This is a genomic window from Sinorhizobium terangae (genome assembly GCF_009601505.1).
Classification (GTDB): Bacteria; Pseudomonadota; Alphaproteobacteria; order Rhizobiales; family Rhizobiaceae; genus Sinorhizobium; species Sinorhizobium terangae.
Genome location: NZ_WITC01000066.1, coordinates 51,422 through 74,818 on the forward strand (window position 1 = coordinate 51,422; position 23,397 = coordinate 74,818).

General features: G+C 61.8%; 16 protein-coding genes. 10 read left to right on the plus strand and 6 right to left on the minus strand.

Annotated elements, in window-relative coordinates; translation table 11 throughout:
• The first annotated feature begins 65 nt into the window (after positions 1-65).
• Positions 66-1,007 (plus strand): glycosyltransferase family 2 protein, encoded by a 942-nt coding sequence (locus tag GHK62_RS17860; protein ID WP_153440496.1) that lies wholly within the window; start codon positions 66-68, stop codon positions 1,005-1,007.
• Here the strand turns inward: GHK62_RS17860 and GHK62_RS17865 are convergent.
• Entirely contained in the window at positions 1,000-2,223 is a 1,224-nt protein-coding gene (locus GHK62_RS17865) for a glycosyltransferase family 4 protein (protein WP_153440497.1), read from the minus strand. The two genes, GHK62_RS17860 and GHK62_RS17865, sit on opposite strands and share 8 nt — an antisense overlap.
• A gap of 937 nt (positions 2,224-3,160) precedes the next feature.
• On the opposite strand from GHK62_RS17865, the gene GHK62_RS17870 reads away from it, so the two are divergent.
• The 8 genes from GHK62_RS17870 (at position 3,161) to GHK62_RS17905 (ending at position 16,510) form a co-directional block, all read left to right on the plus strand.
• A complete protein-coding gene (locus GHK62_RS17870) occupies positions 3,161-8,536 on the plus strand; it encodes a DUF4082 domain-containing protein (RefSeq protein WP_153440498.1) in 5,376 nt (1,791 codons plus the stop codon).
• A gap of 23 nt (positions 8,537-8,559) precedes the next feature.
• On the plus strand, positions 8,560-9,771 hold the full coding sequence (locus GHK62_RS17875; protein WP_153440499.1) for a GTP-binding protein: 1,212 nt from the start codon (positions 8,560-8,562) through the stop codon (positions 9,769-9,771).
• 25 nt (positions 9,772-9,796) lie between these two features.
• Entirely contained in the window at positions 9,797-10,099 is a 303-nt protein-coding gene (locus GHK62_RS17880; protein ID WP_153440500.1) for a hypothetical protein, read from the plus strand.
• Positions 10,100-10,127: 28 nt separating this feature from the next.
• The gene (locus GHK62_RS17885; protein ID WP_153440501.1) at positions 10,128-12,272 is read left to right on the plus strand and encodes a peptidase domain-containing ABC transporter; all 2,145 of its coding nucleotides are present in this window, start codon (positions 10,128-10,130) and stop codon (positions 12,270-12,272) included.
• Positions 12,269-13,657, plus strand: coding sequence for an HlyD family type I secretion periplasmic adaptor subunit (locus tag GHK62_RS17890; protein WP_153440502.1), 1,389 nt, complete (start codon positions 12,269-12,271; stop codon positions 13,655-13,657). The genes GHK62_RS17885 and GHK62_RS17890 overlap by 4 nt, the downstream gene beginning before the upstream one ends.
• Before the next feature lie 257 nt (positions 13,658-13,914).
• A complete protein-coding gene (locus tag GHK62_RS17895; RefSeq protein ID WP_153440503.1) occupies positions 13,915-14,352 on the plus strand; it encodes a MarR family winged helix-turn-helix transcriptional regulator in 438 nt (145 codons plus the stop codon).
• Positions 14,353-14,529: 177 nt separating this feature from the next.
• On the plus strand, positions 14,530-14,772 hold the full coding sequence (locus GHK62_RS17900; RefSeq protein WP_153440504.1) for a hypothetical protein: 243 nt from the start codon (positions 14,530-14,532) through the stop codon (positions 14,770-14,772).
• Positions 14,773-14,977: 205 nt separating this feature from the next.
• Positions 14,978-16,510: an FAD-dependent oxidoreductase gene (locus GHK62_RS17905; protein WP_153440505.1), complete on the plus strand. Its 1,533-nt coding sequence runs from the start codon at positions 14,978-14,980 to the stop codon at positions 16,508-16,510.
• A 98-nt stretch (positions 16,511-16,608) separates the two neighbouring features.
• Here GHK62_RS17905 and acs read toward each other — a convergent pair whose 3' ends face one another.
• Entirely contained in the window at positions 16,609-18,639 is a 2,031-nt protein-coding gene (gene acs, locus GHK62_RS17910; RefSeq protein WP_153440506.1) for an acetate--CoA ligase, read from the minus strand.
• A 266-nt stretch (positions 18,640-18,905) separates the two neighbouring features.
• On the opposite strand from acs, the gene GHK62_RS17915 reads away from it, so the two are divergent.
• A complete protein-coding gene (locus GHK62_RS17915; protein ID WP_153440507.1) occupies positions 18,906-20,027 on the plus strand; it encodes a CapA family protein in 1,122 nt (373 codons plus the stop codon).
• 77 nt (positions 20,028-20,104) lie between these two features.
• Here the strand turns inward: GHK62_RS17915 and pqqE are convergent, their stop codons facing one another.
• Genes pqqE through pqqB form a run of 4 tightly spaced genes read right to left on the minus strand, consistent with a single transcriptional unit; the run spans position 20,105 to position 23,215 of the window.
• Positions 20,105-21,232, minus strand: a complete 1,128-nt coding sequence (gene pqqE / locus GHK62_RS17920; RefSeq protein WP_153440508.1) for a pyrroloquinoline quinone biosynthesis protein PqqE — start codon at positions 21,230-21,232, stop codon at positions 20,105-20,107.
• Positions 21,229-21,540, minus strand: coding sequence for a pyrroloquinoline quinone biosynthesis peptide chaperone PqqD (gene pqqD, locus GHK62_RS17925; protein ID WP_153440509.1), 312 nt, complete (start codon positions 21,538-21,540; stop codon positions 21,229-21,231). The genes pqqE and pqqD overlap by 4 nt, the downstream gene beginning before the upstream one ends.
• Positions 21,537-22,307 carry a pyrroloquinoline-quinone synthase PqqC gene (pqqC, locus tag GHK62_RS17930; RefSeq protein ID WP_184108688.1) on the minus strand — a complete coding sequence of 257 codons (771 nt, stop codon included), beginning with the start codon at positions 22,305-22,307 and terminating at the stop codon, positions 21,537-21,539. The genes pqqD and pqqC overlap by 4 nt, the downstream gene beginning before the upstream one ends.
• A complete protein-coding gene (gene pqqB, locus GHK62_RS17935) occupies positions 22,304-23,215 on the minus strand; it encodes a pyrroloquinoline quinone biosynthesis protein PqqB (RefSeq protein ID WP_184108690.1) in 912 nt (303 codons plus the stop codon). The genes pqqC and pqqB overlap by 4 nt, the downstream gene beginning before the upstream one ends.
• Between the last annotated feature and the right edge of the window lie 182 nt (positions 23,216-23,397).

Consider the following 23,397-nt stretch of genomic DNA (forward strand, 5'->3'; position numbering starts at 1 on the left):
GCGTCGGCGATCTTCCTGCAATGATCACGGGAAGCTCCGCGCTCCGGGGCATATGAGGGCACGGTATGGACAAGCCGCAAGTGGATGATCGAGGACATAACTCTGTCGTCCCGGGACAAGACGGGACGGGCAGCCTCGCAGCGGTGATCGTTACCTATAATAGCGCGTCCGTGTTGCCGGGCTTGCTCGATTCCCTGGCCGCGGGATTTGAAGGGATCGCGAACTACGAGGTAATCGTCGTAGACAATGCCTCGCGCGACGGCTCGGCCGACCTCGCAAATGCCCATCCAATCGGCGCCAAGGTCATCAGAATGGGCCGGAATGCCGGCTATGCGGCAGGCATCAACGCCGCCACGGCCACAGTGGCGCCTTGGGCGGATCTTCTGATCCTCAATCCGGACGTTCGGCTTCACCCCGGCGCGGCACGCCATTTGGTCGATCGGCTGGCTGAGGCGTCGGTCGGCGTGGTGGTCCCGCAAATCCTCGGCGAGGACGGCAAAATTTGCCATTCCTTGCGGCGTGAGCCGTCTGCGGTAACGGTCTGGTCGGACGCGCTGCTCGGAACGAAACTTGCCGCCAGGATCGGGTTGGGTGAGATCGTTGCCGATCCCAAGCTTTATCAGCAAGGCGGTCGGATTGAATGGGCGACTGGTGCCATTCTGGCCATCTCGGCACGGACCCGGCGGATAGTCGGCGATTGGGACGAGTCATTCTTCCTTTACAGTGAGGAAGTCGATTATATGAAAAGGGTTCGCCGTTCGGCGCTTTTGATCCTTTATGACACGAATGCGCGCGCAGTTCACATCGGTGGTGCATACCATCGTAACCCGTACTTGTCCGCATTGATGACCGCTAATCGCGTCCGCTATTATCGACGGCATCACGGACCGGTAGCCACCATGCTGTTTCGCCTTGCCATCATCGTCGGCGAAAGCATGCGGATTTTGTTAGGTCCGGGGCACCGAGCGGCGCTACGCGCCGCCCTAGCTCCGAACGCGGTCACGTGACATCGTCTTGCGGAGTTGCGCCAATAATATCCTTGTAGATTGAATCCATTCGATCGAGTTTCGCCGACCACAGGGCGGTTTGCGTCACATGCTCGTGTGCAGCGAGTCCCATCTGACAGCGCAGTTCCGGATCGATCACAAGCCTGCGAATTGCTGCAGCGATGGCAGCCGCGAGCGCTTCGGGGGTGGTGATGGGAAGCTTTATCGCACAGCGCTCCGAAGTCGCGCTTCCTGGTCCACCGCGGTCGATCACGACGAGCGGCAGCGAATATCCCATCGCTTCCAATGCGACGTTTCCACCTGGTTCGCGATAACTTGGAAAGACAAATACGTCAGCCCGCCGGTAGAATTCGGGCAATTCTTCCTTCGCTCGCCATCCATGCAACGTGACGCGTTTGTTGAGGCCAAGCGACGCAATGAGCGTCTCGCATTCACTGCGCTCAGGGCCCTCCCCCACGATGTCGAGCTCGACTGCAAGGTCCCGTAAGAGAGCCATAGCGCGGATAATATCGCGCGCACCTTTCGTTCGGACGAGACGTCCTACATACAGCAGCTTCGTCGGCCCCGAACGCCCCGCCCTGTCGACCGGCGGCGGAACCTCATCGAGGCCGGTTTCACTCATTACCTCGAAGCGTCGCATGCGCATCCCCGCAAGTTGTTCCTTCACATACCCGGCGATCCCAAGCACGCAGTCTGCGTTCTGAAAAGTACCGCGCAATAAGGGATCCCAGCGCCAGCGATAGCCGTCCAACCGACGCATTCCCACGAACCATGGGGCGGAGGCATCTTCCGCTGCGAACCCCGGAGGAGACGACAGTCCCCCTCCAACCGGTCCGATAACGAGCGGTAACCCCAAGTTGGCGGCCGGCGAGGGATAGCGCATTGCGACCGGAACCGGTTGATGCACCAGATCGAAACGCTCCCCCCTATCAACGGCTTCACGGATCCAACGCCGCGCTCGGAAGTAGAAGGGGACATAGCCGGGTTTCATCATGCTGTTCAGCCGTTCCGCCCGCCCTAGAAAAGGCGGCTCCCTCCACTCCACAATCTTGATACCAGTCAATTGCTGCGCCGCCGGCGTTGCGCCTCTCTTGTGGTACGTCAGCAGAGTAAGTTCATGGCGTTCGCCAAGCCGCCGTGCCCACTGAAAAGCCACCCACGCCTCGCCAACATCCTCGCCATCACAGGTCGGCGCAACGAGCAGGATTTTTGCCATTTCCATCACCTCATCGCGTTAGGGTGCGTCCGTTGCTCCGCTCGCCCAACCGTGGGTGTCTCCACAGGAAACGTGGCGCGCTCGAAAAATCGACCGTCTGGCAGCAGAAGCTTGCCTTACATGCGATGCGGTCACCGTCGCACGCCTTTTCCAGCGCATTTATTCCAGCGAAATTGCGCAGTTCGACCGAGCACGTACTGCGCAGACATGAACCACTTATCCGCTCCATCAAATTACCGCCGGCGGGAGGAGCTTCGTGATTGCGATCGAAAGTGCAGAAAAGACCATAACTTCAAAAGTGTATGATCGATCTGTCCATGGAATCAATGCGACTGACAGTCGGCATAAAGGACGTCAGGGTGAGGTGCAGATACGTCGATCGAACGAAGCAACATGTTTCTGCTCTCCAATGCAAATCCCGCCCGATTGATTAGGAAAACTAAGTTCGCGATCTCAAGAACATGCGTGGCGAGTGAACCGGACCGTTGGCAATCACACGAATCTCCCGCCTCGCTGCCCGCGCCTATGCATGCAGATTAGCTGCGGAAGCGGCTACGACGTTCAGACCACCAGCGCCCCGTATCTTTGCTTGTCTTTCTTGGTGCGGCGCTTTTTCGGGCCTGCCAGTGCTCAGCCGCCTAAAACCGTATTGGATGAAACGCTCGCGCGATTACTGCCGATGATCTTTGGCAGCGATGCCGTTTCGGAACACCCTTCATCCACGCGCCCTGTACCGCGCCGCACCATCAACTGTCAGAAAGTTGCTGCGCCGAGCGCGGGTTAATCACATCGGTGGAGGGTAGCCCCGCAGCTACCAATTTTAGCAGAAGGTCATAGACCGATTGCTGTCGTTCACTGAAGGGCAAAAGCTGTCAGGATCGGCTTTTGCAAAGACTTGGGTCCGTTCGATCGCGAATGCCAATCGGGGCGGTGCGCTATGCTCAGGATGCATCTCAAGAACCATGAATACTTGAGCGTTTTCAGTGGTGCGAGCAGGGTCTACACGACTCCCGCCGCCTATCATGCAAATCTTGGTCTTTCCCCTGCAGTCTCGGTGACTGTCGTGCCTGGTACCGGGGTCGGTGTCGAAGGTGACGGCGCGTCGCGCAGACGGAGAAGGCGCGACACGGGATCCACACAGGATGCAGGCGGGACCGACGCCCACCCTCGGGATGCAGAAGTCCATGCGCTGCAGGACACCGGGCCCGACAAACCTCATGGGGATCACGAGGGAGGGGAACCCCCGCAAGATGCCGGCGGTGCGAGCGAATTCCCGCAGGACACCGGCGGATTGGGCGATTTCCCAAGGGACGACCAGGACCCGAACGAGCCTCGCCATGACGGCGACCGGCTCCGCAGAGACCGACGCGAAACCAGCCTCGACAAGGCCCCTGAGGACACCGGGGGGCTAGGCAAGCTGCTAGGCGACAGTATCGCGACCGGCCTTTCAGTGGAAAAGTCAGTTTCCGAGACTGACGGCGGAACGCAAGCATCCACGGCCCTCTACCCGACGTGGACGGTGGGAGCCGCATCCCATCCTGCGACAGGAACGTGGCTCGTCGGAGGCGGTTCCAGCCTCTCGCCAACTGCGTCGCTGAGTGCGACTACCCAGCAGGCCGCGGCGACGGCCGCTGTCACCGCGACGCCGAACAAGATCGTCCTGGAAAACATGAAGCAGGGAAATCCCATCAGCGAATGGGGCATCGACGGCGATGGCGACGGCAATATTCAAGGCTTTGCCACACAGATCAGCACCAATATCGGTCAGACGGTCGATTTCAAGATCGCAACCGACTCGACGGACTACCGGATCGAAATCTACCGGCTCGGCTATTACGGCGGCGACGGCGCCCGCAGGGTGGCGACGATCGACGTGAATCTTGCACAGGCGCAGGTGCAGCCGCATCCAATAGTCGACATGGCGCGCGGCCTGATCGACTGCGGCAACTGGTCTGTCTCAGCAAGCTGGACAATCCCCGACGACATGGTCTCTGGCGTCTACATCGCCAAGCTCGTCCGCGAGGATGGAACCGCGGGCTCAAGCCACATCCCGTTTATCGTCCGCGACGACGCCTCGACCAGCGACATCGTCTTCCAGACATCCGATACGACCTGGCAGGCCTACAATGCCTGGGGCGGCGCAAGCCTGTACTATGGCCAGGTGCCGGTCGATCCCAACGACATGATCGGCTACATGCCCCCCAACTGCAATTGCGGCCTGACCGCCATCGGCAGGGCCTCCGCCGTCAGCTACAATCGCCCCATTATCACCAACACGAGCCCCGTCGGCGGCACGCACGACTTCATTTTCGGGGCCGAGCATTCGGCGATCCGCTGGCTCGAGCAGAACGGCTACGATGTTTCCTATATCTCCGGCGTCGACACGACACGAAACGGCACCCTGCTGCTCAATCATGATGCTTTCCTTTCGGTCGGACATGACGAGTACTGGTCGGCTGAACAGCGAGCCAACGTCGAAGCCGCGCGAGACGCCGGCGTCAATCTCGCATTCTGGAGCGGCAACGAATGCTACTGGAAGGTCCGCTGGGAGACGAGCATCGACGGCAACGGCACGCCCTACCGGACGATGGTTTGTTACAAGGAGACCTGGGGCACAAGCACTGATCCGAGCAATGTCGGCACGGGCACTTGGCGCGACCCGCGTTTTGCCGACCCGGGACAGGAGCCCGAAAACTCGCTGACCGGCACCATGTTCACGGTGGACAGCTACCGCCAGGACACCATCACCATTCCGTACGACTATTCCAACCTGCGCTTCTGGCGCAACACGGATGTCGCGAACCTCCAGCCAGGGCAGACCTACTCGCTGGTGCAGAACCTGCTCGGATACGAATGGGACTCCGATGTCGAAAACGGCTTCAGGCCGGCCGGATTGGTGAATCTGTCGCTCTCGACGGTTTCGGTGGACACCTATCTGCGCGACTACGGCACCTCAATCGGCTCAGCCGACGTGTCTCATAGCCTCACCATGTACCGGGCCGAAAGCGGGGCACTCGTCTTCGGAGCCGGCACGGTTTTCTGGTCCTGGGGTCTCGATTCCAACCACGAGGGCGCTGCGACGCCGACTGATCCGAATGTCCAGCAGGCGATGGTCAACATGTTCGCCGACATGGGCATCCAGCCGCAGACGCTGGATGCGAGCCTGATTCTGGCGACGCAATCGACGGATACGGCCAAGCCGGTCTCGACGATCACGTCCCCCAGTGTCGGCGCGACCTTCGTGGAGGGGCAGCGGGTCACAGTCACCGGCACGGCGCAGGATTTCGGCGGCGGGATCATCGCCGGCATCGAGGTCTCCACGGACGGCGGACAGCACTGGTTCAAAGCGACCGGCAGGGAAAACTGGACCTACAACTGGGTCGTACAGGCAAGCGGCACCTACACGATCATGTCGCGCGCCGTCGACGACAGCCTCAATCTCGAGACGCCATCGGCCGGCAAACAGGTAACCGTATCGCTGCCCCAGACCTCCAGTCTGTGGACGCTGGCTGCAAAACCGGCCGTGGAGACCGCACTCGATCGCACCGGCGTGGAACTGGGGGTCCGCTTCCAGACGACGACCAATGGTCTCGTGGAAGGCATTCGCTTTTACAAGGGCTTCTATAACGTAGGCGAGCATGTCGTCAGCCTTTGGACCGCCAACGGAACGCTCCTTGCCACGGGCGTCTCGACGGGCGAGCCGATTTCCGGATGGCAGACGGTCACTTTCTCGAGCCCGGTCCAGATCACGGCTGGAACGACCTACGTCGCGTCCTACCACAGCGGCGGCTATTACTCGGTGACCGATGGATACTTCAATTCCGCCTACTCCAACGGCGCCATCAAGGTTGCTCAGAACGGCGGCGTCTATGCCTACAGCGCCAATGCCGGGACCTTCCCCGGCAACAGCTTCAACGGCGCCAATTACTGGGTGGACGTCGTCTTCAATGCAGGCCCGAACATCGTTCCGGTAGCCGTCGACGACAGCGGTTTCACCGTATTTCGCGATGGAACCATGACCATACCTGTCGCCGCTCTCGTCGCGAACGACACCGACGGCAACAACGACGCGCTGACGATCACCGCAGTCAGCAATGCCGTCAACGGCACGGTAACGCTGGACGCTCAGACGGGCTACGTCATCTTCAAGCCGACGGCCGGCTATGTCGGGCCGGCGAGCTTCAGCTACACGGTTTCCGACGGCCGCGGCGGAACGGATCAGGGCAGTGTCAGCCTGACGGTGGAAGAGGGGCCGGTCGGCGTATCGCTCTTCCAACCGGCGGACGGCCCGACCGGCAGCAGCTTTAACGACAACCGTGCCCTCGAACTGGGCATGAAATTCGTCGCTTCCACCAGCGGGACGATTACCGGCATCCGCTTTTACAAGGCTTCCAACGATACGGGGCCACACACCGGGTCCATCTGGACCTCCACCGGCACACTGCTGGGCACCGTGACCTTTACCAATGAATCGCTCAGCGGATGGCAGACCGCGAAATTTTCCAGCCCGATTCAGATTTCCGCCGGAACAACCTATGTCGCCTCCTACCACACCTCGGGCACCTACCATGCGACAGGTAATTATTTCACGACTGCGCGCACCAATGGGCCGCTGACGGCCCCGGCCTCCACAACGGGCAGCGACAACGGCGTCTATTCCTACGGAACAGGCACCGTCTTCCCCACATCGAACTACCAGGCCGCGAACTACTGGGTCGACGTCGTCTTCAACCAGTCGACGACGAATACAGCCCCGACTGCCGCCAATGATAACGGCTTCCTGGCCTACTACAATACGGCCCTGTCGATCGCCGCGTCTGCAGTCCTTGGCAACGACGTCGATCTCGATGGCGATACGCTCTCGATTACCGGCGTCAACAGCGCGACGAACGGCGCGGTCACCTTCGACACCCAGGCCAACCGCATTATTTTCACGCCGACCACCGGCTACACCGGGCCGGCCAGCTTCTCCTACACCATATCGGACGGCCGCGGTGGAACGTCCTCGGCCAGCGTAAGCCTCACCGTCAGCCGAACGACGAGCCTGTTTGCCGCGTCCGATACACCGAGCGTCGCTGCCACGAGCGATGCGAGCTCCGTGGAACTCGGGGTCAAGTTCGTTGCCTCCGCTCGCGGCACGATCATCGGGCTGCGCTATTACAAGAGCGCCCAGGACACCGGCACCCACACCGGTTCGCTCTGGACCAGCTCGGGGACACTGCTTGCCTCCGCCACCTTCACCAACGAAACCGCGAGCGGCTGGCAGACCGTGACCTTCTCGCAGCCGGTCGCAGTTTCGGCGGGCACAACCTATGTGGCGAGCTATCATTCCAATGGCCGCTACGCGATAACTCCGAACTATTTCGGCACCAGCCATTCGAGCGGCGCGCTTACCGCGCCATCGAGCGCGACCAGCGGCGGAAACGGCGTCTATGCTTACGGTACGGGCAGCATCTTCCCAACGGCGAGCTACAATGCGACGAACTATTGGGTCGACGTTCTCTACGAGCAGGCCACACAGAACACGGCTCCTGTGGCCAACAACGATTCCGGCTTCTCCACGAGTACCAATGCGCCGCTATCGATCCAGGCCTCTGCTCTGCTCGCCAATGACAATGATCCGGATGGCGACACAATAACGATCACGGGCGTCAGCAATGCGGTGAACGGCTCCGTCTCCTTCAATAGCCAGTCGAACGTCATTACTTTCACTCCGGCGAACGGTTATTCCGGGCCGGCGAGCTTCACCTACTCCATTTCCGACGGGGTCGGCGGCATTGCCTCTGCCCAGGCTTCGGTTGACGTTATTCAGCAGGGTCCCGAGCAGAACGTATTCGCGGCAAACAGTGCGCCAGCGATTGCTTCGGTGAATGATCCGAGTGCGGTCAATCTTGGCATGAAGTTCCAGGCGGACGTGGCCGGCTGGATCACCGGGTTCCGCTTTTACAAGGGCGCCGACAACACGGGCCCGCATACCGGCTATCTGTGGACGTCGACCGGCACGCTGCTCGCAAGCGCGACGTTCACGAATGAAACCGCCAGCGGTTGGCAATCGGTCAATCTCGCCGAGCAGGTCGCGATCCAGCCGGATACGACCTACGTCGTCTCCTACAGCACCAATGGGTTCTATTCGGCGACGAGCAACTTCTTCACATCCGAAGTCGCAAACAACAACCTGCGGGCACTGTCGTCGGCACAGAGCGGAGGCAACGGCGTCTACGCATACGGGTCAAGCGGGCTGTTCCCGACGAACAGCTTCAACAGCACCAATTACTATGTGGATGTTGCGTTCAGGCCGCAACTCGTGGCGTAGGGGCAGACATGGAGAGAGGAACGATGCGCGACGATCGACTGCCGGTGACGGTGCTGGCGGGCTTTCTCGGCGCAGGCAAGACGACGCTCCTGAATCATATTCTGCGTAACCGCGAAGGCTATCGCGTCGCGGTGATCGTCAACGACATGAGCGAGATCAGCATCGATGCGGACCTCGTTCGCGACGGGGGAGCCGACCTTTCGCGCACCGACGAGACGCTGATCGAACTGACCAACGGATGCATATGCTGCACGCTTCGCGCGGACCTGCTTGCCGAGGTTCGCCGCCTGGCGGCGGAAGGACGCTTCGACTACCTGCTGATCGAGGGTACGGGCATTGCCGAGCCTTTGCCGATCGCCGCGACGTTCTCCTTCAGGGATGAAACAGGCGCCGCACTGTGTGATGTCGCCCGGCTCGATACGATGGTCTCTGTCGTGGATGCAGTGAACCTGCTTGCCGATTACTCGAGCGCGGATTTTCTCGCCGACCGCGGCGAGGCGCGCGACAAGGACGACAAGCGCACCCTCATCGATCTTCTCGTCGAGCAGATCGAATTCGCCGATGTGGTGGTGATCAACAAGATTTCGGACGTGAGTGTCGAAACGCGGACAACGGTGCGCCGGATCATCGCTGCGCTCAATTGCGATGCCCGTGTCATGGAAACCGATTTCGGCCGGCTGCCGCTCGCCACGGTCCTCGATACCGGCCTGTTCAGCGAGACGAGATCGGCGCGACACCCGCTGTGGCACAAGGAACTCTACGGCTGGGGCGACCATGTCCCCGAAACCGAGGAATACGGGATCACCAGTTTCGTCTACCGGGCGCGGCGTCCCTTCGATCCCGCGAAGTTCGAGGATTTCCTCGCGAAAGAATGGACGGGCCTCATTCGGGCCAAGGGGCATTTCTGGCTGGCGACGCGCCCCGACTGGATCGGCCAGCTTTCGATCGCCGGGACCCAACGCCGCACCGAGGCAAAGGGCCTCTGGTGGGCCTCGGTGCCCAAGGCGCACTGGCCCCGTTATCCGCAATTCCGCGAATTGCTCGATCGGCATTGGAGCGCCGTCTGGGGCGATCGCCGGCAGGAACTCGTCTTCATCGGGACGGGTCTCGTCGAGGGGGCGATCCGCGCCGCGCTCGACGACTGCATGATCGGTGAGGAGACCGGCTTCGATCCGCAGCTGGCGCGCGGCCTGCGTGATCCGTTTCCACCATGGCAGCACGCGCCTGCCGCATGATGAGCTCAAAGGTAGGGAGTAAAAGATGAGCACCGAACTTTATTCAGACGGCATCGGCGAGATCACTGTCACTGGAACGATCGTCAGGATCGACTTGATGTCGCTTTCCGCCACCGAACGGGACGAAAAGAACAACCCGAAGCCGGCGTTCCGGCAGCGGATCATCATGCCGGTGGATGCGTTCGCCAATGCGGTGGACCTCATGCAGAAGGCACTTGCCGGCCTCGTTGAAGCAGGCGCGGTTCGACGGATCGGCGATATCCAGAAACTTCCGGCGGGCGACACCCAACAGGGGCAGACAGCCAACGCGTCACCGAACTTCAACTGAGCCGCAGCGCGATTTTCTGGGGCGGGTGATGAGTACCAATCCGCATACCAGTCTTCAGTGTCTGGTCCTTGTCGCCCGTCACCATGGCATCGACCTTTCACCCGAACGGCTGCTGCATGACTACGCATTGGGGGCCCAGCCGGTCGCGAACCGGCAGCTCCTGCGCATAGCGAAAGATGCCGGCTTGCGTGCCCGGCACGTAGAGCTCACCTGGCGTTCGCTCTTTCAGATGGGGGGCGCCTATCCGGTACTTGCCGAGCTGGAGAATGGCAACTGGGTCGTCATCGCCGGCGTTGCGACTGACAGCGAGGAGGAGGCGATCCGGATTCTCGATCCGCTGGCGGCGCGCCCCGATTTCATCGTCCTCAATGAGAGCCAGTTTTCCAAGGCCTGGCGCGGCTCCGCGGTTCTCGTGAAACGCAACTACCGTCTCGGCGACGATGACCAGCCCTTCGGCTTTCGCTGGTTCTTGCCGGAGATCATACGCCAACGCGGGCTCTTCCGGGACGTGGCGCTCGCGGCCATCGCCCTTTACGGGCTCGGCCTCACCACGCCGATCTTTTTCCAGCTCGTCATCGACAAGGTACTGGTGCATCAGAGCTACGCGACGCTGACGGTTCTGACCATCGGTATCGCGGTGGCGCTTGTCTTCGATGCTGCCTTCTCCTTCCTGCGGCGCTATCTTCTGCTCTACGCGACCAACAAGATCGATATAAGGATAGCGACGCGTACCTTCGGGCATCTCCTGAACCTGCCGATCGCACTGTTCGAGCAGGCGTCCGCCGGCGTCCTCGTGAAGCACATGCAGCAGACCGGCCGCATTCGCGAGTTTCTGACCGGCAGGCTCTTCCTCACCCTGCTCGATGGGCTTTCGCTCCTGGTGTTCGTGCCGATCCTCGCCCTCTACAGCGTCAAGCTCACCTTCGTGGTGCTCGGCTTTGCCGCGCTGGTAGGCCTCGTCGTAATGACGCTGGTGGGGCCGTTCCAGCAACGGCTTCAGGCGCTCTATCAGGCTGAAGGCGATCGGCAGGCCATGCTCGTGGAAACGGTGCACGGCATGCGCACGGTCAAGTCGCTGGCGCTCGAGCCACGCCAACGGCGGGTGTGGGACGACCATTCGGCCCGCTCGATCTCCGTGCGCTTCCGCGTCGAGAAGATTTCGACCTTCGCGCAGGCTATCACGGGGCTTCTGGAAAAACTGATGAGCGTCGCGATCGTCGGGTTGGGCGCACTCGATGTGTTCAGCGGGTCAATGACAATTGGCGCGCTCGTCGCATTCAACATGCTGGCCGGCCGGGTTTCGGGGCCGCTCGTCCAGATCGTGACCATGATCCACGAATATCAGGAAGTGGCGCTTTCCGTGCGCATGCTCGGCGAGATCATGAACCAGCGCCCGGAGCAGTTCGGGCGCGGACGCGGGCTGAGGCCGGATCTCAAGGGCCTGATCGAATTTGATAGGGTGACTTTCCGGTACGGGCCTGACGGCCCGCCTGCACTTGACGATGTTTCTTTCACGGTCCCCGCGGGCTCGGTCTTCGGCATCGTCGGCAAGAGCGGCTCGGGGAAGACAACTGTCACCCGGCTTATCCAGGGGCTCTATCAGAACCAGCAGGGCCTCGTGCGCATAGACGGCCATGACAGCCGCGAGATCGATCTCGTCCACCTGAGAAAGAGCATCGGCGTCGTGCTGCAGGACAATTTCCTTTTCCGAGGAACCGTTCGCGAAAACATCGCGGCGGCAAGGACGGATGCGAGCATCGAGGAGATCGCCGCGGCCGCACGGATTGCCGGCGCCGAGGAGTTCATCGAGCGACTGCCTCGCGGCTTCGAAACCCTGCTTGAGGAAAATGCCTCCAATCTCTCGGGCGGCCAGAAACAGCGTCTTGCCATCGCCCGGGCGCTGATCACCGATCCTCGATTGCTCATCCTCGACGAAGCGACGAGCGCTCTCGACCCCGACAGCGAGGCTATCGTCAGGCAGAACCTCTCCAAGATCGCCGAGGGACGCACCGTCATCATCGTCTCGCACCGCCTGTCCACGCTTGTCGATGCCGATGCGATCCTTGTCATCGAGCGCGGCAAGATCGCCGATATCGGACGCCACGATCAGCTTGTTTCACGCTGCATGACCTATCGCCACCTCTGGTCACAGCAGACAAGGCAGTCCGCATGACCGCGCGCGGCCGGCGATCCACAAATATTTCGGATGACGGCCTCACCGGCAGACGCCCGCTGCCGCCCGTGATCGCAGAGTTTCAGTCTGACGCGGTGGAACTGGAGGAGCGCGTACCGCCGAGGATCGCCCGGTTGACTCTCTACGGCATTGCGGCCCTCATCGCCGCCGCGGTTCTGTGGGCCTCGATCTCATCGATCGACGAGGTCGTCGTTGCTCCCGGCAAGCTGGTGACAACGCGGCCGAACATCATCCTGCAGCCGCTAGAGACCTCCATCGTTCGTTCGATCGATGTGACGACCGGAGAGGTGGTGCGCGCGGGCCAGGCGCTGGTGATGCTTGATGCAACGTTCAGCCAGTCGGATTTCGACCAGCAGCGGGTAAAGCTTGCCGCATTTGGCGCGCAGATAAAGCGCATTGAAGCGGAACTCGCCAACGCCGATTATTCCGTAATCGCGGGCAATTCGTCCGAGGAGCGGCTGCAGGTGCAGCTCTTTGGCCAACGGCGCGCATTTTATGTCGCGCAGCTCCAGAATTTCGATCAGCAGATCGCGGGGCAGCTTGCCGCAATCGAGGCAGGCAGGAACCAGGAGGTGATCCTGCTCGACCGGCGGGAGAGCCTCACCCGGATCGAGAACGCACGCGAGACGCTCTACAAGAAAGAGAAAGGTTCGCTCATCAATTTCCTCAGTTCGCGCGATGCGCGCCTCGATGTCGATGCCAATCTCTCGCAACTGCGCGGCAAGTCAGCTGAAGCCGAACATGCCCTGGCAAGGCTCAGGGCGGATCGACAGGCGTTCATCGAGGATTTCCGTCGCACAACGACGGAGCAGCTCGTGGAGTTGCGCGGACAGCGCGATACGGCAAGCACGGAATTGAAGAAGATGGAGTTGCGCCGAGAGATGGTCGCATTGACCGCACCCGCCGACGCGGTCGTGCTCGATCTTGCCCAGCGCTCGGTCGGCTCGGTTGTGCGCGAGGCGGAGCCGATCGTCACGCTGGTGCCTCTCAACGTGCCCCTGGAAGCCGAGGTCGAGATCAATGCCCGCGATATCGGTCGCGTCACGGCCACCGAGGAGGTCCGCATCAAATTCGACGCCTATCCATTCCAGAAATATGGCACCGCGTCTGGCTCGATCCGCACGATCAGCCGCGACGCCTTCACCCCAAATCAACAGGACGCCTCAGCGGGTCGGGCAACGGCTCCGTTCTTCAAGGCGCGCGTTTCGCTCGGCGACAGCGAGCTCCGTGCCCCGCCCGGAACCGTGCGCCTTCTGCCCGGCATGACGGTCTCCGCAGAGATCAAGGTCGGCGGTCGAACAGTTATTTCCTACTTCCTCTATCCGCTGCTACGAGGGCTCGACGACGCAATTCGCGAGCCTTGAGCGCAATCCTGGCACCGCTCAGTGCATACAGGTGGAGAATGACCTCCCTCAGCAATCTGCCGCTGCCGCGGACACGCGATCCCGGGTCCGTGTCACTCTGCAACGCACAAAGCGTTCCGGCGCAACACCCGGACGATGGCTGCAGCCCTAAGACGCAGTTGCCACTCCATCACGACCTATCCCCGGTCGCGAGCCCCTTGTCCGCCCCAAGAAACACGGTCAAATAGCAGACGAGCGGAGCAGATCGGGACGACACCATGAGTCGGACGGAAGCGGAACTGACGCAAGCCGATTACGAGGCACTGGCGACGCTTCGGTATGCGCTGCGCAAGTTCCTGGATTTCAGCACTTCGGCGGCCCAGGAAGCGGGCTTGCCACCGCAGCAGCATCAGGCACTCTTGGCAATCAGGGGAATGTCCGTCGGCGAAGCCATGACCGTGGGCATGCTTGCCGAAAGGCTGCTGATTGCGCCGCATACGGCAACGGAGCTGGCGACCCGTCTTGTCAAGGGGGGATACATCTTGCGGGAGACGGACCCGGCCGACAGGCGTCGCCAAACTCTGAGATTGACAGAGAAGGCTGAAGCGAGCCTCCGGCACCTGAGCGCCATTCACCTGCGCGAAATCAGGATCATGGCACCGGAGTTGATCGCGCTGCTCACGCGACTGCATGAAAAGGCTTCCTCCCAAGGATGACGTGAGACGCCCCTCACTCCCCCCCGCTGTAGCTCGCTGTCGATGTCTACCGCAGGAACCAGACCGTTTTTCGCGACTCTTGCTAGATATATCGTATTACGATATAAATTGAACCGATCGGAAAGGGAGAATGCCCTTGGACGACAGAATTGAGATACAAGTACCGAGGTCGGCGCTATGAACGAAGGAGTGAATGGTTTCCGCGCCATTGGAAAGTACCATACAGAGCCGTCATTTCGATTCCGCGCGTACGATGACAGGCCGGATCGACTGAAGCAGCAGGTAGAGGCAGAAATAGCGTCCGGCGGAAGGGGCTGGCGCCTGCTCAAGCTGGAATGGCAGTATGATCTCGTGATCCTCTTCGAGAACTTCCGCGCGTGGATTCGTCGGCTCGACCGGGATTTCGACAGAGCGGCCTAATCCACCCGTCCCGCCGGCTCAATCCCAGCTTCTCGGCCGTTCGTTGTGCTGCGAGAGCGACTGCACCTGACGTCATCACAAAAATTCCACTCACGTCAGGCCAAATTCATTTGCCTACAAGCCGGAATAGCGGACAATTCAAGGGAAGCTGCCGCGGCAACCGAGCGTCGCGACACCGGCAGCTGCCCTTCGAGGGAGGAGAAAAATGGCCGGTAACCATTCAGCCCCGAGCGGACCCGATCTCGCCCTCGGCATTGCGCTTGCCGATCTTCCCGATGGCGGCAAGCTGGTCGGCCATCGCGACGGCGAGCCTGTGCTTCTGGTGCGCCGCGGAGCAGAGATATTCGCCGTTACCGCCACCTGTTCGCACTATGGCGGACCGCTGGCCGACGGCCTCGTCGCCGACGACAGCGTCCGCTGCCCCTGGCATCACGCCTGCTTCGACCTGCGCACCGGGGAGGCGTTGCGCGCCCCGGCCCTGTCGCCGCTCGCCTGCTGGTCGGTCGAGCAGCGCGGTGACAGGATTTTCGTTGGCGAGAAGCGCAAGAAGCCGGCTCCGGCCCCGCGCGAAAGCGATGCCGGGGGCTCCCAGGAGAGGATCGTCATCGTCGGCGGTGGCGCGGCTGGGTTTGCCGCAGCAGAGAGACTGCGGCGCGAACAGTATCAGGGCGCCATCGTCGTGATCAGCGACGACGAGGCCCTGCCCGTCGACCGCCCCAACCTTTCGAAGGACTATCTCGCGGGCAAGGCTCCGGAGGACTGGATCCCGCTGCGCAAGGAAAGCTTTTATGCCAGGAACGGCATCGACCTGCGCCTCGCAACAAGGGTTGCCGATATCGATGTCGGTGCCCGCGAGGTCGTGCTCGGCGACGGGGCACGGGTCGCCTTCAACAAATTGCTGCTCGCGACCGGCGCCGAGCCGGTCCGCCTGAGCATACCCGGCGCGGACCAGCCGCATGTCCATACACTGCGCTCGCTTGCCGACAGCCGCAAGATCATCGCGCAGAGCGGCGCGGCGCAGCGCGCTGTCGTGCTCGGTGCCAGCTTCATCGGCCTCGAGGTTGCCGCCTCCCTTCGGACCCGCGGTGTCGAGGTCCATGTGGTGGCGCCCGAGGAACGGCCGATGGAACGGGTGCTGGGCCCCGAGATGGGCGATTTCATCCGCGCGCTGCACGAGGAAAAAGGCGTCATCTTCCACCTTGGGGATACCGCGGCGAGCATCGGCGCGAGCGAGGTCGTTCTGAGCAGCGGCAGCACCCTGGCCGCCGACATGGTCGTCGCCGGCATCGGCGTGCGGCCCAGGGTCGACCTTGCCGAGAGAGCCGGTCTCGCCACCGACCGGGGCGTCCTCGTCGACGCCTATCTCGAGACCAGCGTGCCGGGAATATATGCGGCCGGCGATATCGCGCGGTGGCCCGACCCCCACAGCGGCGAGAGCATCAGGGTGGAGCACTGGGTGGTGGCGGAGCGGCAGGGCGCTGCCGCGGCGCTCAACATGCTCGGACACCGGAAGAGGTTCACGGACGTGCCGTTCTTCTGGAGCCAGCATTACGACGTTCCGATCAACTATGTCGGCCATGCGGAGGGATGGGACGCGATCGAGGTCGAGGGTGATGTTACCGCGAAGGACTGCCTCCTGCGCTACAAGCGCGGCGGACGCCTTCTGGCGGTTGCCACGATCTTCCGCGATGCCGAAAGCCTCGAGGCCGAACTGGCGATGGAGCAGAGCAACGCCTAGATCTTGATGGGATTACGGCGCATGCGTCTGCTTGACCGCGACTCCTATGCGCTCGCTATCTGTTACCGTTCCTCTGCCGCATTGATACGCGACGCGCCTTAGGCCTTTATCTTTCGAATCTCGTCGACGACCTCCGGGTTGGCCAGTGTCGAGATGTCACCGGCATCCTCATCGTTGGAGATCGCCCTGAGCACGCGCCGCATGATCTTTCCGGACCGGGTCTTCGGCATGTCGGGGACGATCACGACACGGCGCGGCCGAGCAATCGGCCCAATCTCATGGACCACGGAATCCTCCACGCGCTTGCGAATGGCCCCGCTCGGCGCGAGACCGGGTTTCAGCGACACATAAAGGTCGGGCACCTTGCCCTTGATCTCGTCTCTGGCGGGGACGACCGCAGCCTCGGCGACCTCCTCCACCAACAGACTGGCGGACTCGATTTCCTTGGTGCCGAGCCGATGTCCAGCCACATTGATGACGTCGTCTATGCGGCCGAGAATGCGATAGTAACCGTCGGCCGCCTGCAAGGCGCCGTCGCCGGCCATGTACGGCCAGTCGCGCCAGTCAAGGCTCTTCCTGTCCTTGCAGTAACGCGCGTAATATTGTTCGACGAAGCGATCCGGATCCCTCCAGATCGTCTGAAAACCGCCCGGCCAGGGGTTCTGGATACAGATGTTTCCGGCACGGCCCGAGCGCGGCGGAATTTCGTTGCCAAGTTCGTCATAGATGATCGGATGAATGCCTGGAACGGCCGGTCCTGCACTTCCCGGCTTCATCGGGTGGAGGGCCGGAACCGTGCTGCAGAGGAAGCCGCCATTCTCCGTTTGCCACCAGGTGTCGACGATCACCGCCTCGCCCTTCCCCACGACGTCGTAGTACCACCGCCAAACCGCCGGCTCGATGGGCTCGCCGACGGTCGTCATATGCTTGAAGTGGTGATCGTATTTCCGCGGCTCGTCGGGGCCTGCGCGCCGCAGCGCGCGTATCGCCGTCGGCGAAGTGTGAAAGATGTTGACGCCGAGTTCTTCCGCAATGCGCCAGGGACGTCCGGCGTCGGGATAGGTGGGAAGGCCCTCGAACACGACCGAAGAGGCGGCGAGCGCCAGCGGGCCGTAGACGATATAGGAATGGCCGGTGATCCAGCCAATATCGGCCATGCACCAGTAGACATCCTCCGGATGGATGTCCTGAATGTATTTCGACGTCCCCGCGACATAGGACAGATATCCGCCCGTGCTGTGCTGACAGCCCTTCGGCTTGCCAGTAGTGCCGCTGGTGTACATCAGGAACAGCGGATCCTCGGCCGGCATCTCGACCGGTTCGATCTTGCGGTGCCGGTAACCGGACAACACCTCGTTCACGATGAAATCGCGACCCTCAACCAAGGGCGTTGGACTGGAGTATCTGCCCGGGTGCCTTTGCCACACCAGCACCTTGTCGACCGACAAGCCCTCCTTTTTTGCCTCGCTGACAGCGACATCCGCCTTTTGCTTATGATCGAGAAACTGGCCGCCACGGTAATAGCCATCCATCGTGATCAGCACATGGCTCTCGGCATCGACAATGCGGTCTGCCGTCGCCTTTCCACTGAAGCCGCTGAACACCTGCGAGTGAATGACGCCGAGCCTGGCGCAAGCGAGCATGGTGATCGGAAGCTCGGCCACCATCGGCATGTGCAGCGTCACTCGATCGCCCTGTTTCAGCCCGCAGAAGTCCCGCAGCAGCGCCGCTACCTCGTTCACGCGCACGTAGAGTTCCTGGTAGGTGACGTGCTGGATTGCTTCCTGCTCCGCTTCGGGGACAAAGTGGATTGCAGTCTTGTTCTTGTGCTTGGCGAGGTGGCGATCGATGCAGTTGTAGCTCGCGTTGATCTTGCCGCCGACGAACCATCTCCAGAACGGCGGTTTGCCTGTGTCAAGCGTGATGTCCCAAGGTCTGTACCAATCAAGAAGATCGGCGTACTCCTTGAAGCAATCAGGGAAGTTGTCGAGGCTGAAGCGTTCCAGGACCCTTTTGTCGGTCAGGTTCGCCTGCGCGATGAATTTCTCGGATGGTTTGACGTAATCCTCTTCCTGCCAGTGGACGGCGATCTCGGCCTCCGACACGTCTGCGGCTCTTTCCTGTGACATAGGCTGCCTCCCAGGTCATTCCTATCGCTTGTGGGCGCCGTGGATCCCAAGCGAAATCCTAAGGATAGCACCTGTGAGCCAGCACCGAAAGGCTGGCGCCGGTCGCCCAGCGCGATACCGTTCAGTATCGTAATTCGCGCGAGGGACATCTGCGGCTCGTTCGCAGCCTGCCGGCCGAGGGAAATTCGATGGTGCATGTGAGTACTGCGCGATAGGCTGCAAAAGGTCGTTACGGCGCGAACAGCAGCACAAGCTGGAGGCATCCGATGGCGCGGTCACTTGAGAACGGTCTGCATATGCAGCTCTTCCTTTGCGGTGACGTCATGACCGGACGGGGCATCGACCAGGTGCTGCCCGTTCCGTGCGATCCGGTTCTGCATGAGGGCTATTGTAAATCAGCGCGTGACTACATCCGCCTTGCGGAACAAGCGCACGGGCCGATCCCGCGGCCGGCGGCGCCAGCCTATATCTGGGGGGTGGCGTTGAATGAACTCGATCGCGCGAGCCCGGATGTTCGCATCGTCAATCTCGAGACGGCAATAACCCGCAGCAACGATTATGTCCCGAAGGGCATCAACTATCGAATGAGCCCCGAAAACGCTTCCTGCCTGGTCGTTGGCGGAGTTGACTGTTGCGTCCTTGCCAATAACCACGTTCTTGATTGGGGACATGCCGGCTTACTCGACACTTTGGCGGTCTTGGACCGCCTGCAGATCAAGACGGCCGGCGCCGGACACGACTTGGCCGAAGCAAGTGCGCCGGCCGTCCTTGAAACGGGTAAGAGAGGACGCGTGCTCGTCTTTGCGCTCGCCGCTCCGACGGCCGGGACCCCACCTAGCTGGGCCGCGACAGGGAACAGGGCAGGCGTGAATTTTCTGCCGGATCTTACCCCGACCAGCGCCAGTCGCGTTGCTGATCATATCGTGAAGATGAAGCGGCCACGGGATGTGGTGGTCGCGTCGATTCATTGGGGCCCCAACTGGGGGGATGACATCCCCGATGCTCAGCGGCAATTTGCGCATGCACTAATTGACGAAGCCGACGTGTCGATCGTGCACGGACACTCATCGCACCACGCCAAGGCAATCGAAGTCTATCGCAACCGCCTCCTCCTTTATGGCTGCGGCGATTTCCTCAATGACTATGAAGGAATTAGGGGGTACGAGGAGTTTCGGAGCGACCTGCGTCTGATGTATTTTGCTGGCGTCAACCCGGCAAATGGCGAGCTCTCGGCGCTTGAAATCGCCCCCCTCCGGGCGCATCGCTTCAGTCTCGCCTATCCATCCAGAACGGACGTTGAATGGGTCGCGGAAGTGCTCAACCGGAACAGCCGGCGGTTTGGTACTGGCGTGCGACAGGCGTCGGGCTGGCGGCTTTCCTTGTCGTGATCGAGCGCAAGCTTCAGGACACCGACCAGTTCATCCGAGTGGGGCAAATCAGAGCCCATTCCGGACATGAATGAGCGCTACCGTCCGCGGTAGCTCCAGGCAGTGGCCGGTGACATCGCCGAAAGCCGTTCGGTTTCGCGCGTCAACCGTTCGCGAAGCGGCGATCGGATGCAAACCGGATCCGTTGTGCTCGCGTCGCCGGCAAGCGCCATTGCCTGGCAACGGCAGCCGCCGAAGTCGACCTGCTTGCGCTCGCAGTTGCGGCAGAGTTCCGGCATCCAGTCTTCGCCCCGATAGGCGTTGAAGGCGTCGCTCTCGTACCAGATCTTGGAAAGCGTGTCTTCGCGGACGGTCTTGAAGGTGAGGCTCGGGATCGTTTCGGCCGCGTGGCACGGAAGCACCCGGCCGGAGGGCGTGACGTTCAGGCCGACGCGGCCCCAGCCGCCCATGCACGCCTTCGGGTATTTCGAATAATAGTCGGCCGGCACATAGTCGATCACCAGGATGCCCTGATATTTTTCCCGTGCCGCAGAGACGGTTCGCGTGGCGTGCTCGACTTGTTCGCGCGTCGGCAGCAGCGCCGCCTTGTTGCGCTCGGCCCAGCCATGAAACTGCACGGTCGCGATCTCCACCCGCCGCGCCCCAAGCTGGATCGCCAGCTCGATCATACCGTCGATCTCGCCCATGTTCTGCCTGTGGCAGACAGCATTAACTGTCAACGGGATGCCGGCGCCCGCCACCCAGTTTGCGACGGCCATCTTTCGTTCATGGCCACCTTTGTAGCCGCCGATCCGATCAGCGCTTTCGGGGGAAACACCCTGGATCGACAACTGAATGTGGTCGAGACCGGCCGCGGCGAGGTCATTGATTCTGGTCTCGGTCAAGCCGACACCCGACGTGATCAGATTGGTGTAAAGCCCCAGCGAACCCGCCGCTCGCGTCAGTTCAACGAGATCCCGTCGCGCCGCCGGCTCCCCGCCGGACAAGTGCAGATGCAGCACGCCGAGATCCACCGCCTGGCTGAATACGTCGATCCATTCCTCGGTCGACAACTCCTCGTCCCCCGGTGTCAGGGCGATCGGGTTGGAGCAGTAGGGACAGGCCAACGGACAGCGATGCGTCAGCTCCGCCAGCATCGCCATCGGCGGCGGCACGCGCGCTACGGGGGACGCGGAATGGTTTGTCGAGGCGAGGGCGCTGCTCATGCGACGATCTCCAGCAGGCGGCGATTGGCGAGTTCCTCGACGAAAGCCCTGACGTCACTAGCGATCTCGGCAGCGGGAGCGTCGAACTTTTGGGCAAAATCGTCGACGATCCGGTCGAGGCTCCGCTCACCGTCAAGCGCTTGCACGATCGCGACGGCGATATCGTCGAGAGCCATCGCCCGCTCCGGTGCCAAGAGCACCGTCTGGCCGCGAACCGGGTCCTCGTGCAGCCGCACGCCGCGTGCCAGCTTGACGACGCTCGCCCCTGAAATCCTGGTCCCTGAATTCATCGCCGCATCGGCGCTCATTCCGCCGCCTCCCTGGGCGTCTTCGCGCCGACGACACCTTGCTCTCCGTCCCAGCCGCCCGGCGGGATGAGGCCGGGCGTCACATAGGCGGAGTAAAGCGCGTCGAGCTGCGACCACAGAACGTCCGTCTTGAAGGTGAGCGCCGCGGCGGCGGCATCCTGCTTTTCCGCCGTGTCGGCGTGATCGAGCACATAAGAAAGACCGAATTCGACGTCGTGTGGCGCCTCCGTCAATCTTTGCCGAAAGTAGGCGAGTGCCGCATCGTCCGCGAACGCATAATGCTGCAGAAGCCCGGCAATGCGCTCCGAGTGAATCTTCGGCGCAAAAAGCTCGGTCAGAGAGGCGGCCACCGCCTCGACAAGGGGCTTCTCCCGCACGAACGACACATAGGCATCGACGGCAAATCGGGTCGCAGGCAGGACGCCCCGCGTCGAGGCGACATAGGCGGGGTCGAGGCCGACCGCTTCCGCGAGACGCAGCCAGCGGCGGATGCCGCCGCCTTCGTCGATACCGCCGTCGTGGTCTTCGATCCGGGAGCGCCAGGCCCGGCGCAGGTCCGGGTCGTCGCAGCGCGACAGGAAGGCGGCGTCCTTCATCGGAATGCGGCTCTGGTAATAGTAGCGGTTGATCACCCAGGCGCGGACCTGCGCCATCGTTGCGCGGCCGCCGTGGAGCATCGCGTGGAAAGGATGCTTGTCGTGATAGCGCTCCTCGCCGATCGCCAGAAGGCGCGCATGAAAAGCTTCTCTGCCAGTTGCCGTCGTCACAGGCTGACCTCCATGCCGTCGAACCCGACTTCAAAGCCGCGGCTTTCCACCGCTGTGCGCTCGGGGCCAGGCCGCCAGATCGGGTTCGTGTTGTTGATGTGGATATAGACCTTTCGACGAATGTTCAGGCCATCGAGTATGTCGAGGCTGCCGCCCTCGCCGCTGATCGGCATGTGGCCCATTCTGCGGCCCGTCTTGCGTCCCGTACCGGTCGCGATCATCTCACGGTCGGTAAAGAGCGTGCCGTCGAAGAACAGAGCGTCGGCATCCGCGAGGCGCGCGCCGAGACCGGCATTCATCACGCCACAGCCGGGAATATAATAAACGCGCTTGCTGCCGGCTTTAAGCTCGATCCCCACCGTGTTTTCGCCCTCGACGTTCAGATCCGGCTCGTCCTCTTCGAGGAACAGCGGGACCTTGCCGGGAACAGTGAAGAGCCGCGCCTCGAGGTCGGGAAGCGGAAAGAAAGCTTCTTCGATCTCGACGCTCCTCCTTGAAACCAGCTCCGGATCGAGCACGCGGAAGACCGGATTCTCGGCGATGATCTCGCCGACCGAACAGGTGGAAAACACCGTGAACGGCTGCTTTTCCCTGAGCACAAGCAGTCCCGCCAGATGATCGATGTCGCCGTTGGTCAGTACGACGCTCTTGATCGGACTGTGACGCAGCCGGCGCGGCTGCAGCAGACGATTGTGCTCAATCTGCTGGCGGATGTCCGGAGAGGCATTGAAGACGGCCCAGGCCTCGCCATCGAGGCTGACGGCAAGCGATGATTGGGTCTGTGGCTTGAGGGCGGAGCCCGGATCGCGCGCCATCGTGCAGTTCAGGCAGCCGCAATTCCACTGCGGAAGGCCGCCGCCGGCGGCGGACCCCAGAACGATGATGCGAACATCGGATGATTTCTTCACCGGAATACCCAAAGAGCTGCGGGCCGATCCTCGTAGGGCCGCGTCTCACAGCGCCGCGTGTCTTTATGAGATGCGCAAAGGTCGCCTCAAACCGATCCCGATTCGAGGAATCATGCAGTAGAGCGGGATGAGAAAACGTGTCGCGCTTTCCGCCGGTATCCCGCTCCAACTTTTTGGAATGG